This is a genomic window from Arthrobacter sp. JB02-1C (genome assembly GCF_057748045.1).
Window position 1 is genome coordinate 2,320,359 of sequence record NZ_CM173235.1, and the last position, 15,359, is coordinate 2,335,717.

17 protein-coding genes are annotated in these 15,359 nt (G+C 65.8%); 10 read left to right on the forward strand and 7 right to left on the reverse strand.

Annotated elements, in window-relative coordinates; all coding sequences use genetic code 11:
- Nucleotides 1–58 precede the first annotated feature (58 nt).
- From ligA to AC3ANP_RS10930, 4 genes are all read left to right on the forward strand, one after another.
- Complete coding sequence (gene ligA, locus AC3ANP_RS10915; protein WP_488330204.1) at nucleotides 59–2,296, forward strand: NAD-dependent DNA ligase LigA; 2,238 nt, start codon at nucleotides 59–61, stop codon at nucleotides 2,294–2,296.
- Entirely contained in the window at nucleotides 2,293–3,123 is an 831-nt protein-coding gene (locus tag AC3ANP_RS10920; RefSeq protein WP_488330205.1) for an inositol monophosphatase family protein, read from the forward strand. The genes ligA and AC3ANP_RS10920 overlap by 4 nt, the downstream gene beginning before the upstream one ends.
- A gap of 80 nt (nucleotides 3,124–3,203) precedes the next feature.
- Nucleotides 3,204–3,707, forward strand: a complete 504-nt coding sequence (locus tag AC3ANP_RS10925; protein WP_488330206.1) for a GNAT family N-acetyltransferase — start codon at nucleotides 3,204–3,206, stop codon at nucleotides 3,705–3,707.
- Between the two features lie 95 nt (nucleotides 3,708–3,802).
- Nucleotides 3,803–4,324: a hypothetical protein gene (locus AC3ANP_RS10930; RefSeq protein ID WP_488330207.1), complete on the forward strand. Its 522-nt coding sequence runs from the start codon at nucleotides 3,803–3,805 to the stop codon at nucleotides 4,322–4,324.
- A 66-nt stretch (nucleotides 4,325–4,390) separates the two neighbouring features.
- Here AC3ANP_RS10930 and AC3ANP_RS10935 read toward each other — a convergent pair whose 3' ends face one another.
- From AC3ANP_RS10935 to AC3ANP_RS10950, 4 genes are all read right to left on the reverse strand, one after another.
- Nucleotides 4,391–4,702 (reverse strand): hypothetical protein, encoded by a 312-nt coding sequence (locus AC3ANP_RS10935; RefSeq protein WP_488330208.1) that lies wholly within the window; start codon nucleotides 4,700–4,702, stop codon nucleotides 4,391–4,393.
- 147 nt (nucleotides 4,703–4,849) lie between these two features.
- A complete protein-coding gene (locus tag AC3ANP_RS10940; protein ID WP_488330209.1) occupies nucleotides 4,850–5,185 on the reverse strand; it encodes a transcriptional regulator in 336 nt (111 codons plus the stop codon).
- Complete coding sequence (locus AC3ANP_RS10945; protein ID WP_488330210.1) at nucleotides 5,175–5,645, reverse strand: hypothetical protein; 471 nt, start codon at nucleotides 5,643–5,645, stop codon at nucleotides 5,175–5,177. The genes AC3ANP_RS10940 and AC3ANP_RS10945 overlap by 11 nt, the downstream gene beginning before the upstream one ends.
- 386 nt (nucleotides 5,646–6,031) lie before the next feature.
- Complete coding sequence (locus tag AC3ANP_RS10950; protein WP_488330211.1) at nucleotides 6,032–7,144, reverse strand: hypothetical protein; 1,113 nt, start codon at nucleotides 7,142–7,144, stop codon at nucleotides 6,032–6,034.
- Between the two features lie 266 nt (nucleotides 7,145–7,410).
- Between AC3ANP_RS10950 and AC3ANP_RS10955 the strand changes: the two genes are divergently transcribed.
- Genes AC3ANP_RS10955 through AC3ANP_RS10965 form a run of 3 tightly spaced genes read left to right on the forward strand, consistent with a single transcriptional unit; the run spans nucleotide 7,411 to nucleotide 10,879 of the window.
- The gene (locus tag AC3ANP_RS10955; protein ID WP_488330212.1) at nucleotides 7,411–7,938 is read left to right on the forward strand and encodes a PadR family transcriptional regulator; all 528 of its coding nucleotides are present in this window, start codon (nucleotides 7,411–7,413) and stop codon (nucleotides 7,936–7,938) included.
- Nucleotides 7,935–8,648 carry an ABC transporter ATP-binding protein gene (locus AC3ANP_RS10960; RefSeq protein ID WP_488330213.1) on the forward strand — a complete coding sequence of 238 codons (714 nt, stop codon included), beginning with the start codon at nucleotides 7,935–7,937 and terminating at the stop codon, nucleotides 8,646–8,648. Before AC3ANP_RS10955 ends, AC3ANP_RS10960 begins: the two co-directional genes overlap by 4 nt.
- A gap of 8 nt (nucleotides 8,649–8,656) precedes the next feature.
- On the forward strand, nucleotides 8,657–10,879 hold the full coding sequence (locus AC3ANP_RS10965) for an FtsX-like permease family protein (RefSeq protein WP_488330214.1): 2,223 nt from the start codon (nucleotides 8,657–8,659) through the stop codon (nucleotides 10,877–10,879).
- 231 nt (nucleotides 10,880–11,110) lie between these two features.
- Here the strand turns inward: AC3ANP_RS10965 and AC3ANP_RS10970 are convergent, their stop codons facing one another.
- From AC3ANP_RS10970 to AC3ANP_RS10980, 3 genes are all read right to left on the reverse strand, one after another.
- Nucleotides 11,111–11,827, reverse strand: a complete 717-nt coding sequence (locus tag AC3ANP_RS10970) for a hypothetical protein (RefSeq protein WP_488330215.1) — start codon at nucleotides 11,825–11,827, stop codon at nucleotides 11,111–11,113.
- Nucleotides 11,824–12,210: a PadR family transcriptional regulator gene (locus AC3ANP_RS10975; RefSeq protein ID WP_488330216.1), complete on the reverse strand. Its 387-nt coding sequence runs from the start codon at nucleotides 12,208–12,210 to the stop codon at nucleotides 11,824–11,826. The genes AC3ANP_RS10970 and AC3ANP_RS10975 overlap by 4 nt, the downstream gene beginning before the upstream one ends.
- Nucleotides 12,211–12,401: 191 nt before the next feature.
- Nucleotides 12,402–13,187 (reverse strand): alpha/beta fold hydrolase, encoded by a 786-nt coding sequence (locus tag AC3ANP_RS10980; protein WP_488330217.1) that lies wholly within the window; start codon nucleotides 13,185–13,187, stop codon nucleotides 12,402–12,404.
- Nucleotides 13,188–13,456: 269 nt separating this feature from the next.
- Here AC3ANP_RS10980 and AC3ANP_RS10985 point away from each other — a divergent pair, with 269 nt between their 5' ends.
- The 3 genes from AC3ANP_RS10985 (at nucleotide 13,457) to AC3ANP_RS10995 (ending at nucleotide 15,357) form a co-directional block, all read left to right on the forward strand.
- A complete protein-coding gene (locus AC3ANP_RS10985; protein ID WP_488330218.1) occupies nucleotides 13,457–14,116 on the forward strand; it encodes a hypothetical protein in 660 nt (219 codons plus the stop codon).
- Nucleotides 14,117–14,256: 140 nt separating this feature from the next.
- The gene (locus AC3ANP_RS10990; protein WP_488330219.1) at nucleotides 14,257–14,886 is read left to right on the forward strand and encodes a nucleotidyltransferase family protein; all 630 of its coding nucleotides are present in this window, start codon (nucleotides 14,257–14,259) and stop codon (nucleotides 14,884–14,886) included.
- A 72-nt stretch (nucleotides 14,887–14,958) separates the two neighbouring features.
- Complete coding sequence (locus tag AC3ANP_RS10995) at nucleotides 14,959–15,357, forward strand: GNAT family N-acetyltransferase (RefSeq protein ID WP_488330220.1); 399 nt, start codon at nucleotides 14,959–14,961, stop codon at nucleotides 15,355–15,357.
- The last annotated feature ends 2 nt before the right edge of the window (nucleotides 15,358–15,359 follow it).

Sequence of the window (15,359 nt, forward strand, 5' to 3'; positions counted from 1 at the left end):
GCCGCGGGCCCGGCGGCCGTGACCGGACAATGCGGCCGATCTGAGGCAGGATAGGTCTGTGAGCACAGGGAAGACTGCAGCAGCCACCGGCACCACCAGCGCCAACGGGGAGCGCGTCCCGTCCGAAGCTGTCCGCCAAGAGTACGAGGTCCTGGTCGAAGAGGTCCGCAAACACCGCTTCGCCTACTACCAGGAGGACGCGCCGATCATCTCCGACGCCGACTTCGACGAGCTCTACCGGCGGCTGGAAACGATCGAGGCCATGCACCCGGAACTGGTGGCCAACGATTCCCCCACCCAGGAGGTCGGTGGCGAGGTATCCGCCGCCTTCACCGCCGTCGAACACCTCACCCGGATGTACAGCCTCGAGGACGTGTTCTCGCTCGAGGAGGTGGAGGCCTGGATCGCGAAGGCCGAGGCCGGCATCGCCAAGCTCGGCAACGGCGGGAACCCGCCGTCGTGGCTCACCGAGCTCAAAATCGACGGCCTGGCCGTGAACCTGCTCTACCGGGACGGCGTCCTGGCCCGCGCGGCCACCCGCGGCGACGGCACCACGGGGGAGGACATCACCCGCAACGTCCTGACCATCAAGGAAATCCCGCGGCAGCTCAACGGCGGGAACTTTCCGGCGGAGATGGAGATCCGCGGTGAAGTGTTCATCCCGTCCAAGGCGTTCGTGGAGTTCAACGAGGCGCTGATCGCCGCCGGCAAGGCGCCGCTGGCCAATCCGCGGAACGCTGCCGCCGGGTCGTTGCGGCAGAAGGACCCGGCGGAGACGGCCAAGCGCCCGCTCAAGATGTACGTGCACGGCGTCGGCGCCCGCGAAGGATTGGCCACGACCAGCCAGTCGGACACCTACCGGCAGCTCGCCGAGTGGGGCCTGCCCACCAGCCCGTACTTTGAAGTGCTGCCCGGGCTGCCGGAAGTGCTGGACTTTATCCGGCGCTACGGCGACAAACGGCACAGCCTCAGCCACGAGATCGACGGCATCGTGGTCAAGGTGGACGACTTCGCCACGCAGCGGGCCCTGGGCTACACTACCCGGGTCCCGCGCTGGGCCGTGGCCTACAAGTACCCGCCCGAAGAGGTCAACACCAAGCTGCTCGATATTGCCGTCAACGTGGGCCGCACCGGCCGGGTCACTCCGTACGGCGTGATGGAACCGGTCAAGGTGGCGGGCTCCACGGTGGAGATGGCCACCTTGCACAACCAGGAAGTCGTCAAGGCCAAGGGGGTCAAGATCGGCGACATCGTGGTGCTGCGCAAGGCAGGGGATGTCATCCCGGAGATCGTCGGCCCCGTGCTGGCCCTCCGCGACGTCCAGGACCCGCCGGTCCGCGACTTCGTGATGCCCACCGAGTGCCCCGCCTGCGGCACGCCGCTGGCACCGGCCAAGGAAGGCGACGTCGACATCCGCTGCCCCAACGCCCGGTCCTGCCCGGCCCAGCTGCGTGAACGCGTCTTCCACCTGGCCGGCCGCGGCGCCTTCGACATCGAGGCGCTCGGCTGGGAGGCGGCGATTGCGCTGACCCAGCCCGCCGAGCCCGACGTCGCGCCGCTCACCTCCGAGGCGACCCTGTTCCGGCTCACCCGTGAAGACCTGGCGGGCGTCAAGATCCGCCGCGAGAAGCGGTCCAAGGGCGTGGCGACCGGAGAGTTCGAGCTGGTCCCGTATTTCTACACGAAGGGCACCGCCAAGTCCCCGTCGAAGCCCACCGCGAACACGGAGAAGCTCTTCAGCGAACTCGAAAAGGCCAAGTCCCAGCCGCTGTGGCGAATCCTCGTCGCCCTGTCCATCCGCCACGTGGGACCGCGGGCCTCGCGGGCCCTGGCGACCGCGTTCGGGACCATGGACGCCATCCGGGCGGCCTCCGAGGAGGAACTCGCCCACGTCGACGGCGTGGGCCCGGTGATTGCCGTGGCGCTGAAGGAATGGTTCGCCGGGGACTGGCACCGGGAGATCGTTGATACCTGGGCCGCGGACGGCGTGCGGATGGCGGACGAGCGCGACGAATCCACTCCGCGGACGCTCGAAGGCTTGACCGTGGTGGTCACCGGCGGTCTGGAAGGTTTCAGCCGGGACGAAGCGAAGGAAGCGATCCTGGTCCGCGGCGGCAAGGCTGCAGGGTCCGTCTCCAAGAACACCAGCTACGTGGTGGCCGGCGAGAACGCCGGCACGAAGCTGGACAAGGCGGAACAGCTCGGTCTGCGCATCCTGGACGAGGACGGGTTCCGCGCCCTGCTGGCCGAAGGACCCGCCGGGCTGGGCGACGCCGGTGCGGTGACCGTCGAATGACCGCCGCTGCCGCCGGTTTCCCCGAACCGGCGGCCTTCCTTGCACTGGCCCGGCAGGCGGCCGCCGCGGGCGCGGCGGTGCTGGCCGGCCGTGGCACCGGCCCCCTGGAAGCCAGCAACAAGGGCGACGCGGGGGACTGGGTTACGGCTTTCGACCTGGCCGCCGAGGCTGCCGTCAGGGACGTGATCACGACGGCCCGGCCGCGCGATGCGGTGACCGGGGAGGAAGGCGGCACGGTCCTGCCCGAGGCTGCCAGCGGGTTCCGCTGGTCCATCGATCCGCTGGACGGCACCACCAACTTCATCCGCAACATCGTCTACTACGGCACCTCGGTGGCGGTCGCCGGGCCCGACGGGGCCTGGCTGGCCGGCGTCGTCCATGCCCCGGCGCTGGGGCGGGTCTACTACGCTGCACGCGGCGCAGGGGCCTGGCTGGAAGAGAACGGGCAGCGTACCCGGCTGAACGGCCCGCTGACGGGCCGGACCGGCCAGCTCCTCGCTACCGGCTTCAGCTACGACCCGGGGGTCCGGGCCGAACAGGCCGCAGGGCTCGGCGCGCTGATGGACGGTTTCGCCGATGTCCGCCGGCTGGGTTCCGCGGCGCTGGACCTGTGCCTCGTGGCGGACGGGTCCCACGACGCGTACGGCGAACGCGGCCTGAACGAACACGACTTTGCCGCCGGGGCGCTGATCGCCGAGGAAGCCGGCTGCTGGGTCCGGCGGCCCCGCCTCACCAGCGTGCTCGACGGCGGTCCCTCCGCGGCCGAACGGCCGGCGGCCTGGACCTGCGCGGGACCGCTGGAGCTCTCCGGGAAGTTCCCGCTCTGAGATGTCCGCCTCGTGATAGCTCCGTCACGGAATCCGGCAACCGGCGGCCGGCACGGCGGTAGGACCCGTACCATTGACAGGTGCCCTCGCAGATCCTCATCCGCCCCGCCGTGCCGGCAGATTACGACGACGTCGCCCGGATCACCCGGGACGCGTACCTGGCCGCAGGCTACTTCGAGGACGCGGACCATCCCTACATGCAACAGATCCAGCAGGTCGCCCGCCGGCACGAGCAGGCCACCATCTGGGTCGCGGAACGGGCCGGCCGGGTTGTCGGTTCGGTGACCCTCGCCGTGGCGGGCGAGCCGTATGCGGACATCGCGCTGCCGGACGAACTGGAATTCCGGATGCTCGTGGTCGACCCGGCCGTGCAGCGCAGCGGCGCCGGACGGGCCCTGGTGGAAGCCATCGTCGGGTACGCCAGGACCCTGCCCGGCATCGCCGGCGTGGCACTCACCACGGGCCTGACGTGGGAGAGCGCCCACGGCCTCTACCGGAAGACCGGCTTCCGGCGCGTGCCCGAGCGCGACTGGCTGGTGCCGGATACGGACATCAAGCTGCTCGTCTACCGTCTGGACCTTTAGCCCGGGGACGCTGCGGCCGCGGCTCCGGTAGGGTTGCAGCCAGAGCACCACCACTGACCCACGCTGTCCACCGCACGAGCCCAGCTGGAGGTTCCATGGCACCGCACATTCCGGACACCATTGACGAGAAACTGCTCGGCCTGTATCTGTCGGACCACCTCAGCGGCGCCACTGCCGGGCTCGGCAGGATGGAGCGGATGGCCAAGGATTTCAGCGACACGCCGGTACACGCCGACCTCGCCGATCTGGCCGCCGCGCTCCGCCGGGAGCGGGAGCGGCTGCGCGGGTTGCTCAACGAACTGGGCATCCGCCGGCGCCCGCATCGCCAGGCCGCCGCCTGGCTCGCCGAACACGCCGGCCGGCTGAAGCTCAACGGCCGGCTCCTGAGCCGCTCGCCGATGACCCTGGTCCTGGAGGCGGAGCTGATGCGCGGCGCCGTCCTGGGCAAGATCGGCGGCTGGCAGACGCTGGAGGAGCACGCGGCCGAATTGGGGCTGGAGCAGTCCACCTTCACCCAACTGATCGCGGACGGGCACCAGCAAATCGAAACCCTGGGCCGCGTCCACGAGCACGCCCGCAGCAACGCCTTCCGCAGGGACGGCGACGTCACCGGCTAACCGGGGAAACCTCCCGGTTGTTTCTCAAGCGGAGTGCGCGAAAATATTGCCTCGTTTGACACTCACTTAGAACCACAGCCGGAGCCGGAAGCGAAATCTATCTCCGAGAACTTTTTCGAGTTCATCACGGAGGCGAACCCCTTCCAGGTCAAAGTGTTTGCGGCGTTCCTCACTCCCAAACATCCCTGTCTCTTCATTCGCATGTTCGTTGAAGAATGCCGCCCAGGCCACAAGATCCTGGTACAGAGGTTCTGGAAGTTCGCTCTTCCAATCGGGCACATCTTCTAGCGCCCAGAATATGGTGGACATCGGCCAGGTGTACCCGTAATCGACGTCGACAAGGATCTCGGGTCGCGAATCTTCTGTAGGCGTGGCCACAAGACGACTATATCTTCGCAGCGCCCTCGCCCCGGCCCTTGGAGATCTCCCCGCTTCGCCGGGCGGCGAAACCGTCAGGAGCGCAGAGCCCGTTGGAATTACCCCTTCATCCACGGCGCTCCGGGCCACCGCGTTGCGGACACGACGTCAGGAGCGAGACTCCGTAGTGTCGAGGGCGTCGAAGCCGGCAGAAATCTTCTTCAACGCCCGAATATGGTTGTCGAACGCGCTCCTGCCGGCTGCGGTGAGACGCAACCAGGTGATACGCCGGGAATCAGCCCGCGACGCTGAGGCCATCTTCGTCGAAGTAGCGAGGCCCGCGGCAATGAGCGCCTTCAAATGTTTCGATAGCGTCGCGTCGCTGACGCCGAGCGTGTCACGCAGGACGGCGAAGTCCAGCTCATCGACCGAGCGGAGGAGACCGCATATCCGCAATCGCAACGGCGCGTGAATGATCTCATTGAAAACGCCATCAGCGGACATTGCGAAGGCGCTCTCGCATCGACGCGAACATTACGCTCGCGAGCCACAGGACCAACACAAAGGCGGCGCATGCTGGTGCCGCAATCCACCAGGGAAGGCCTGAAGCGGCCAGCCCGAGCGCGACGCTGTGCAGGACGAGGGAACCCAATACCGCCGCCGCGAACGCCACCCACTCTCGCACACCGAATCGCGAGATCTTAATGCCCGTAGCGCGGTAAGCGTTGCCCACCAGGAGAAACCCAGCAATAACTGCCGCGATGAGGACGAAGTTACGGGTCGGCGCGTCCGGGAACGCGGGGATCGACACGTAGGCAGCAGCGATAAGTCCGTATCCCGGCGCTAGCCACTTGGGTGCCCGGAAGTGGTGAACGAGCCGGGTCCGGTCGGCCTCAAGCTGATCAAGAATATCCGGCACGACGTGTGAATTTCCCGACTCGCCGGGGCTCCTGTTGCTTTCCATGCCGGCAAGTCTATTGCATTGCTTTCCGTGGCGGCAAGTGACATAGCGGACCAGGTCACGCACCTTTTCGCCCGCCCGCATCGATGCCCTCGTGTGAAAGGCCGAAGGGCGGTCGTGCAGCGGAAGTGCCTGATCGATAGTCTGGCGGCGTGACCACCCACACGCACGGCGCCACGCGCTCACCTGTAGTCGCGGCCTACGTCGTCGTTCTGGGCCTGTTCGGCCTATGGATGGCGCAGCCGGTCCTTCCTAGTTGGGGATGTGCGATCAGTCTTTCCGCGATGTGTCCTGCGCATCTGCTGCCTGTTCGTGCATCGCTGGTCAGTGCAGGCCTCCTTAGGTCGCGGAAGACGCGAGGGCGCAGCGTATTCAAGAGCGGGGACCCCTCAGGGAGCGGTCAGCGCCGTGAGAAGCTCGCGGACGTCGGCCGGGAGCGGGCGCGTGCCGTTTCCGTCGCGGTAGAGCAGCCCGCAGCCGTCGAGTTCGGTCGTGAGTGTCATCCCGAGGTCCTGCCCACCCCTGCGTGGCCAGAGCACCAGGAACGTAGCAGTCGAGGCATCGCAGGAGCGCGGCACCGGCTCAGCTGCGGCAACCTCGGCCACCAACTGAGCGGTCGCCGTGTCGAGCGTGCCGCCGGCGACGAATCGACCCGTGCGAAGGGTGATGGACCCGGGGAACGCCGGCGCCCCGCTCGGCCCGGGCGCGCCCGCCGGAGCAGGTTCGACAGCATAGCGGCACCAACGCATGCCATCGAGTTCGGCCGGCACCGTGACGGTCAGCGGTTTGCTCGGAATCTGTGAGGTACCGTCCGAGCCGGGGATCGATCCGGTCGACGGGATCGACAGGCCCGGGCCCTCACCGAACGGAGCTTTCCACCCCACTGCGCATCCGCTGTCGAGCGCAGCGCGCGGTTCAACTAGTGTTCGCTTGAGCGTCCTGACCTCTCGCACGTTCAGCCCGGCGAGGGCGTCGCGCACGCCGGGCTTCGTCTTGCCGCATCCGTTCCGAGGGTAGTGCGCGTTGATCGCCTGTCCGTTTGCGTCCACGAGCCAAAGTGGGGGCACGAGCTCGGCGTCTGCAGTACACGGACCGAGCCAGTGCCCATCGTCGGGCTCGGACAGGGCCGCGAGCAGGGCAGTGAGGTCACCCGCAAGGGTCACTGCGGTAACGCCGCTCCACCGTCCCTCGGCGTCGTCGATGCTGGCCATCAGGTCACAGCGCACAGCCGTGGTCGGTGTGAACCCGACCGGGACCCGCCCGGGTTTCGGTGCATCAGGATGTTGCGGGTCGGGCGGACTCGTTGGGGCGGGAGGGAGCACCCAGCCACCCAGGTTCGGGGCGAGGCAGTCGTAGCCATCGACGGCCTCGGCAGCATCCACCGCGCGAGAGTTGCCGCCCGGGACGACGGCGCATCCGCTGAGCAGCACCGCGACCGTTACGACGCCGAGCAACACCCGGCTGAAGCCTGCAATTGCGGCTGTTGGTTCCAGAGGGTGCATGGCTCCATCATGGCGGGGGGCGACCGGCCCGTCGATTGCTGGGACTCTATCGTTATGCGAACGGAAGTCTCGAGCGGCGGTCAGCGCAGACTTTTCTGAAGCTCGGGCATTGTGTCACAGGGCAGCGGAATGCCGGGAGTTTCGACGAACGCTCCTGAGCCCTGGATGTCGCGGCAGTCGGCTTTTTGCGTTCGGGCCGCGACACGGCCGGATCGCCTGGATGCATAGCTGGCATTCCACTATAAACTCAGTGTATAGATTGACGGGTGAATAACTCCCTTACCCTGTTGGGACTGCTGGGCCGCGAGCCGAGCTATGGCTACGACCTCAAGCATTCCTATGACCGCTATTTCGGGACCGGGAAGGCGCTGGCTTTCGGGCAGGTGTATTCCACGCTGGCCCGGATGGTCCGGGACGAATTGATCCGGGCCCTGGGTGAGGAGACCGGCGGCGGCCCGGACCGCAAGAAGTACGAGATCACCGGGGCCGGCCGGGTAAGGGTGCAGGAGTGGCTGTTTACTCCCGACGTCCCCTCGGAATCCCTGCAAAGCGAGCTCTTTGCCAAGACCGTGATCGCGCTGCTGCTCGATGATGACGCCGACCGATTGCTGGATGTGCAGCGCGGCGAACACATGGCCCGCATGCGTGAGCTGACCCGGCTCAAGCGCGACGCCGATCTGCTGCGGGTCTTGATGTGCGACCACGGCCTGTTCCACATCGAAGCCGACCTGCGCTGGATCGACCTCACCAGCGCCCGCCTGACCCAACTCAAGAAGGAGCTCCAGAGCGCATGAGCACCCAGGACACCGACGCACCTATCCTCAGTGCCCGAGGCCTGCACCACTCCTTCGGGCAGACCGAAGCATTGCGGGGTGTCGACCTTGACGTCCACGCAGGGGAGGTGCTTGCTGTCATGGGCCCGTCCGGATCGGGCAAGTCCACCCTGCTGCACTGTCTGGCCGGGGTTCTTGTGCCCGACGGCGGTTCGGTGACCTACGGTCCCGCCGGCCGGGCCCCGATGGAAATCAGCGCCCTCGGGGAACCCAAACGGGCCCGGCTGCGGCTGACCGACTTCGGGTTCGTCTTTCAGTTCGGCCAGCTGCTGCCGGAACTCACGGCGGTGGATAACGTCAGCATCCCGCTGCTCCTTTCCGGGACCAGGCGCTCGGACGCGCTGCGCCGGTCCACGGAGCTGCTGGACCGCCTCGGTTTGGACGGACTGGGCGCCAAGCTCCCCGGTGAATTGTCCGGAGGGCAGGCCCAGCGCGTCGCCGTCGCCCGGGCACTCGTGACATCCCCTGCGGTGTTGTTCGCCGATGAGCCCACGGGTTCGCTGGATTCCCTCGCATCAGAGAACGTACTGACCCTCATGCTGGAGCTTGTCCGCGAAGCAGGCACCACCGTGGTGATGATCACCCACGATGCCCGCACGGCTGCGTACGCGGACCGGGAAGTCATCGTGCGCGACGGCGCCATCGGCGCCGGGTACCGGGTGTCCGCATGAATCCCGCCTTGCTCAAACTGGCAGTTGTCGGCAGCCGGACCGCCTACGGCAGGCTCGGCGGCATTGCCGGTGGGGTTGCTGTCGGAGTGTGCCTGTTGTTGTTGCTGTGGGGAGGCGCCAACGGCCTGAGCGCACGTGATGACCGCGGTGCCTGGCTGCGCGAAACAGGCAGCCCATCGGTGTCCAGCCCGGCGGTAGAGGACAACAGTCAAGGCCCAGGGCGGCCGACGCCGGTGCCGCTTACCGCGGAGACGGCGCTCATGGAGGCCAACCCGGCGGAGGTCTTCCGCGACCAACTGATTAACCGTCGCGATTTCGCCGCCCTGAGTTCGACTACCGTCAAAATCCCCGGGATCGGCGCCCCGCCGGCACCGGGCAGCTACTATGCGTCCCCGGCACTTCAGCATCTGATCGAGTCAACGCCGCGGGATGAGCTCGGCGACCGTTTCGGCACGTTTGCCGGCACGATAGACGACGCCGCGTTGCCCGGACCTGATTCGCTGATCGTTGTCACAGGAGCGACGGAAACCGAACTCCGTCAGAACGGCGCGGCGTTCCTGGTATCGGACTTCACGACCAACCCCTATGGTGGCAGCGCTGCCGCCTATAACACGGTGCTGTCCATCGGGGCCATTGGGGTGTTCTTCCCCGTGCTGCTGCTCATCAGCATCGTGACCAGCCTGGGCGCTGCCCAACGCCGGGAACGTTTCGCGACCCTGCGCCTCATTGGCGCATCCCCACAGGTTGTCTCCCGGATCGCCGCGGTTGAAACCGCCGTTCCCAGTCTGATCGGCGCAGTGATGGGCATCGTGCTGGCCGTACTGCTCAGGCCGGCTGTCGCGCAGATACCGGTCAATGGCACCAGGATGTTCACCGCGGATCTGACCACCGGCTGGGTAGCCGCCGTCGTCGACGTGGCCGTGGTTGTCAGCGCCTCGGCGCTCGTCGCCGCCCACCGCACGGCCCGTGCCGGCATTGGCCCCCTGGGGGTAACACGAGCCGTGCACGAAAAAACACCCACCACGTGGCGGACCGTGCCCTTGCTCGTTGGTTTGGCCGCCATGATCACGGCGGTACTCATGATCCGGGTCCTGGAGGTGCGGCTGCCGTGGCTGGAATCACCGCTCCTGATCGTCGGTTTTCTGCTGATCCTGGTCGGCATCGTGGTCATCGGCCCCTGGCTGACCCGTCTGGTGAGCCGGATCGGGCTGCGCCAGGCGCGGAGCGCGGCGGCAGTTATTGCCGCCAGCCGGATTCAAAGGACCCCGGTGGCGACCTTCCGTTCCGTATCCGGACTCGTGATCGCCGTGTTCGTCGTCACCGTCTTCGCCGGAGGATCCAGCATCATCGAGTCCGCTGAGGCACCCCCCGCCCGTCCCGGTCTGCTCCAGCCCTCCAGCCTCCAGGCCACCGTGAGCGCCGGACACACCCGGGCCCAAGCCGCGGAGGCCGCCCGCCAAGCCAGGGAACTGCCCGGAATCCTGGGCGCCACCGTCGGCTACGGCCCTGGAGCCCTTTCCGGACCGGATGCCGGCCCCGAAATCTACCTTCGCGCTGCGGACGCGGCAGGCCTCGGGTTCGAGGACGTCCCGGCAACAGAAATCGTCGCTGTCGATACCTCGTTCCTATACTCCTGGACCACGCAGCCAGCGGCGCTGACCCCAGCGCCGGCCGCCAACCTGGACGGACTGGTCCCGGTCGTGATGGTGCTCGGCACCGACGGCACGCCCGCCGCCATGGACCGCGCCCGGACGGCATTAAACAGTTCAGGCATCACGGCGATCCCGGCTACAGCTCCGTCGGACCTCAAACTGCCGTCCACCGGCCGCCTGATTCAGGGCCTGGCGGTGCTCGCCTACCTCGGCATGTTCGTCGCGATCGCAATCGCCGGCCTGTCCCTGGCCGTCGCCACCGCTTCCGCCGTCCTGGACCGGAAGAGAGTTCTGGGTCTGATGCGGCTGATGGGGATGCCGGTGTCCGTCCTGCGCCGTATCATCACCCGTGAGGCAGCCGTCCCGCTCCTGACCGTGCTGCTGCTCTCTGTTGGCCTCGGATTCCTCGTGGCCTGGCTGATGGTGACGTTTATCAACGACACCTACCGGATGACCTGGCCGGCCCCCGATTACTTCGCGGCCCTGGGCCTCAGCCTGCTCCTGGCCCTCGGAGCGGTCACCGCGACATTCAGTCTCGTCCGGGGCAGTACGGCAATGACCGTCACCCGCTTCGAATAGAACCGCATCCCCCAAGAACGCCGGTGGCGGCGGGAGTACCATCCGAGGAAGCGGCCGAGGTCGCCGTCCTCGAGTGAACCAGTCGAACGAATACTCGATTGCCTGCCAGGGCTTCGTTGGAGGCAGGGCCGTTGTTGCGTTCGGACCACCGGCGGTCCGACGGCCACTGCCGGCTGCCAGGCGCCCGCGTCGGTACTCAAGACGGAGCACGCTAGCAGGCATCCCGCTGATCTAGCGGAATGACAGCGCAAGGCCCAGCATGGCGAGGGCGAGTATTGGGAAGAACCAGTTGGTCACCTGAACGATTGCCCTCGCGCCTCTTCCGGTGCTCTCGGTGGTCGCGGAGAGCGGATCGGTGATGGCGTTGTCGTCCTCCGAGCGGGATGACCGGATGGTATTCATGATTGAAAGTGCCACCATGACGAGGGCGCTGCCTATGAGCCAGGGCAGCGGGTCGATCGCTAGCCATGCTTCGGCCCGGCTCGCAGGGGTCGCGAAGGCCGAGACGAGCCCTGCGAGGACGCAAACGGCGGTTATACCGATACAGGCCCAGATGCGCCGGATGACGGCGTCGAGGTAGAGCGGCAGGAAGGCCAGCAACACGACTGGTGTAGCGAGGAGCGCCAGCTGCGCGGGTGATACGAGCAGCAGTTCCGCCCGTGTCCAGGACACCACTGCTTGATTGAAGAGCAGGAAGGCCAGAAGTCCGAGCAGCGCCGGCCAGAGGGCTTTTCGCACCCAGTCGTGCTTCGGCTCGGACGGGAGTTCAAGCGCGGCAGCGTAGTCTCGTGCTGGCCCGAACGCTTCCTCGGCCTGTTGGCCGGTATCGCCCAGGAGCTCCCTGGCGCTTGCAATGGTGTCGCCGATGGCACTCCCGTGCACTTGGCGGATACGTAACTCCATGACGAGCTGGTCGAACCATTTCTTGTCGTTGGCCTGCTGCGTCATGCGGAGATCTCCTTCGTGAGCCGCTTGGGGTCGAGGTAATGAGTGCTGGTGCCTGCGAAACGGAGCCAGTCAGCGCTCAGGCGGCTGAGTTCGGCGCGGCCCTGATCTGTCAGCGCGAAGTACTTGCGGCCAGGACCGCCGTCGCCGGCCCGCCACTCCGTGGTGAGTAGACCGGCAGTCTCGTACCGGGTGAGGAGTGGGTAGAGGGTCCCGCCCTTTATGGCGCCGAACCCATGGCGCTCGAGTTCGCTGATGATCGCGTATCCATAAGAGGGCCCGGCGGATAGTGCGCGGAGGGCAAGTAGGCCAAGTGTGGCCCGGAGCCAATCACTTGGCCAGTCCGCGCTTCCTGTGGGTTGCGGATCGGAGGCCGGAACATTCATGACTAGATTGTCTATCTAAGTAGTCGGCCTGTCAAAACAACTTTCGATTGGGCATGGCTGGGCGCCGGGTGCGACACGCAGCGGGTCCGCTCTTCGACTAGTCCCCGGCGGCCTGTTCCGATGTCTGACGCATCTTCACGGGAAGTGTTGATCGCACAGGCGAGGCGATGAGGGCCGCAAGCCAGTGCCCGTCACCGGGCAGAGGCCCTGGTCCGCACGAGCCAATCTTTCACCAGCGCGGCAGTGAGGTCCGGACGTTCGAGATGGGCGTTATGGCCAGCGGCGTCGAGCACCGCGTACGTGCCCCGGACATAGTGGTTGCGGAGTTTCAACCCGTCCTCGTAGCCAGTCACATGGTCCTGACGCCCGAAAAGGTGCAACGAGGGCGCTTGGAAGGGATCAGGGTGCGCGACCTCCGGTTCGACAGAGAGCGCATAGTCCTCCGCTACCCGTTCGAGAATGGCTTGGTTCGCCCCACGAAGACCAGGAAGGGCATACCGGGTGAATGCCTCGAGCGTGGCCTCGCTTTGAACTACGGTCATTTCTTCGTAGTCATCCCTCACCGGTCCTGCCAAAGCCAGGACGGAAGGGTCCTCTCGGACGACCTGCCGGCGGGGAAGGCTGCGAGCCTGATGGTTCGGCTCGTACACACCCGCAAGAGTAGCCAGGCCAAGAACCTGATCTCGAAGCACATGGGCTACGTGCCGGGCTATCATGCCTCCGAAGGAGTTGCCGATCACCGCGAAGGGCCGGTCTCCAAGGTACTCATCAATATCGGCCAGAGCCCCTTGCGCGATATGGTCTGCGCTGGAGGCATTGGTGCCGGTATTCCCCGCGGCCCACGGTAGGTCGATATAAATCCGCTGCCATCCGGACTCAGCAATGGCGTCTTCCAACGGCAGCATGATCCGATGATCAACGCCGAATCCATGGATTACGACGAGCGGAAGGCCTTCTCCTAGGATTTGGGCAATCACGAACCAGAGCCTACAGGCACAGCTTGATCCTGGTGGGTTCTGGCTCAGGGAGGCCGGCTGTGTGCCGCTGACCGTCACGACAGGCACCATGACTGAGACCATTCATGTGCCGATCGGCAAGAGCTGCTCATAGCTCGCCGTCACAGCAGGGTCTGCCCACTGCGGAACTAAACCACGGAACCGACGGACAACCGAACAATCAGAAGCACAGGACGATTGTTAGGATAGGTTTCTTTCACCGGGCGGGCGCCCGGCATGGAGGGGGACCATTGCAGACATCAAACGAAGGCCCGGCTAAGGAACAGGCAGAAACAGTCAGCGGATCCGTTCGCTATGCGACGGTGCGGCCGGCCAAAACGCACAGGGCGGCATCGGCCCGACCTGTGGCCGCAGCCGTGTGGGTATTCGCCGCAGGAACGCTGGCGTGGTTGATAATTGCCGGAGATCTCAATGCCGCAATACGTGCTGCACCCTGGCTGGTTCTACTGTCCTGGTTTGTTTACGCATCCCAGTGGCGGCCGTGCCTGCGCATCGACGACTCTGGGTTTGAGGTGATCAATGGTCTGCGCGACCACCAGATACCGTTTGGGACCGTTAAGGACATCGAGGTCCGATACGCCACAGCCATCTGGGCGGCCGGTAAAAGGTACGTCAGCTGGGGAGCTCCGAACCCACCGACCGCATTCGGCTCCGGATTTCGGAACGAAGTAAACCTTAGGAGTCGTCCCTTCACCATGCTTCCGAGCAACGACCGCATCAGCCAGCCGGAGACAAAGACCGGACGTGACGCCATCGTCGCCGCGTGGCACGAAGCCCGATCCGCCGGATACACCTCCACACGTAAGGTTGTCGTCTCCACATGGAACGCACCCGTGATCGCCGTCGGACTGCTCGCGGTTCTCTCAGTGATCGCCTCAGCTTTGGCCTAGATGCCGCTGCTCAGCCCTTGCAAGTGCGGGCATCCGAGCCCGCGGCAATGAGCCGCGGCAAGATGCGTATCTAGGCCGTATGGGGTGAAGCGAACCCCGACGCTCAACGGGGTGGGCCCGGGGTGGGGCAGGATGATCCTGTGACCACAAGTGACGAGCAGCTCTTTCTGGCCTATATCCACAAGAACCCGATCAACGGGGAAATACTTGACCTGGCGCCGCTTCTTGGCGTCTCTGACTGGTGGTTGACTGCCGGGGCGTTGTTCCAAACTGTTTGGAACGTGCTGGAAGGGAAGGACCCCCGAGCTGGCATCCGGGACTACGACCTGTTCTACTTCGACGAGGACACCTCTTACGAGGCGGAAAACGCGGTGATTCTACGGGCGCGCGAGCTATTCAAGGACCTGGGAGTCGACGTCGAAGTCCGCAACGAAGCCCGCGTGCACGTTTGGTACGAGGAGCACTTCGGCGTTCTTGCCATCCCCTTCACCAGTACCCCTGATGCGATCGATCATTTCGCCGCGAAGACCTGCTGCTTCGCCGTCACCCCAGATGAGGCGGGCGTCCTCACAACGTACGCCCCACACGGCTACGAGGACCTGTTCAAGCGGAAGATAGTGCCGAACCCGGTCCTTGCTCCCCAGGATGTGTACGAGGCGAAGACCAGAAGGTGGAGCGCACAATGGCCTACGCTGACAGTGCTGCCATGGTCCACAGACAGCTCCTGCGATGAACTACCGCTGCCGTCCACAATGACGGGAAGATTGTGACCATGGCGGATGTCCTTCAAATGCGGTGGCTGACCACCCCGGTTATGGCAAGTCCGGTCTTCTCTTGAAAGCATGGCCCAGTCACTCCACGAGCCGGCCAATCGACTACTGCTGGCCACTGTCAACGATCAGCTGGCAGGGTGGCTGTTCCTAGCCGGTAATTCCAGCGAGCTCACCGCACACTGGGCACGAATACTTCGTGTCCAGACCGCAGTTGGCTTCAGAAAACGCGGCGTCGGGCGTGCACTCATGACCGAGGTAGCACGAGCCGCCTCCGAGGACCTGGCCCTTGACCACCTGCGCCTTGAATTGCGTTCAGGCACGGGCCTTGAAGACTTCTACAAGTCATGCGGTTGGCAGGAAATCGGGCGTTGGCCAGGAGCTCTCCGGTTCCCGGAGGGTGACCAAGACGAGGTCCTCATGGGCCTGCCCCTAAGCAAGGACCCCGAACCGGCAGCCAGCGCCCCGTAAGC

Coding starts and splice junctions, on each gene's coding strand:
- AC3ANP_RS10975 (WP_488330216.1), bottom strand. CDS start 12,210: ATGAATGTTCCGGCCTCCGATCCGCAACCCACAGGAAGCGCGGACTGG.
- AC3ANP_RS10930 (WP_488330207.1), top strand. CDS start 3,803: ATGGCACCGCACATTCCGGACACCATTGACGAGAAACTGCTCGGCCTG.
- AC3ANP_RS10960 (WP_488330213.1), top strand. CDS start 7,935: ATGAGCACCCAGGACACCGACGCACCTATCCTCAGTGCCCGAGGCCTG.
- AC3ANP_RS10940 (WP_488330209.1), bottom strand. CDS start 5,185: ATGTCCGCTGATGGCGTTTTCAATGAGATCATTCACGCGCCGTTGCGA.
- AC3ANP_RS10970 (WP_488330215.1), bottom strand. CDS start 11,827: ATGACGCAGCAGGCCAACGACAAGAAATGGTTCGACCAGCTCGTCATG.
- AC3ANP_RS10920 (WP_488330205.1), top strand. CDS start 2,293: ATGACCGCCGCTGCCGCCGGTTTCCCCGAACCGGCGGCCTTCCTTGCA.
- AC3ANP_RS10945 (WP_488330210.1), bottom strand. CDS start 5,645: ATGGAAAGCAACAGGAGCCCCGGCGAGTCGGGAAATTCACACGTCGTG.
- AC3ANP_RS10995 (WP_488330220.1), top strand. CDS start 14,959: ATGGCCCAGTCACTCCACGAGCCGGCCAATCGACTACTGCTGGCCACT.
- AC3ANP_RS10950 (WP_488330211.1), bottom strand. CDS start 7,144: ATGCACCCTCTGGAACCAACAGCCGCAATTGCAGGCTTCAGCCGGGTG.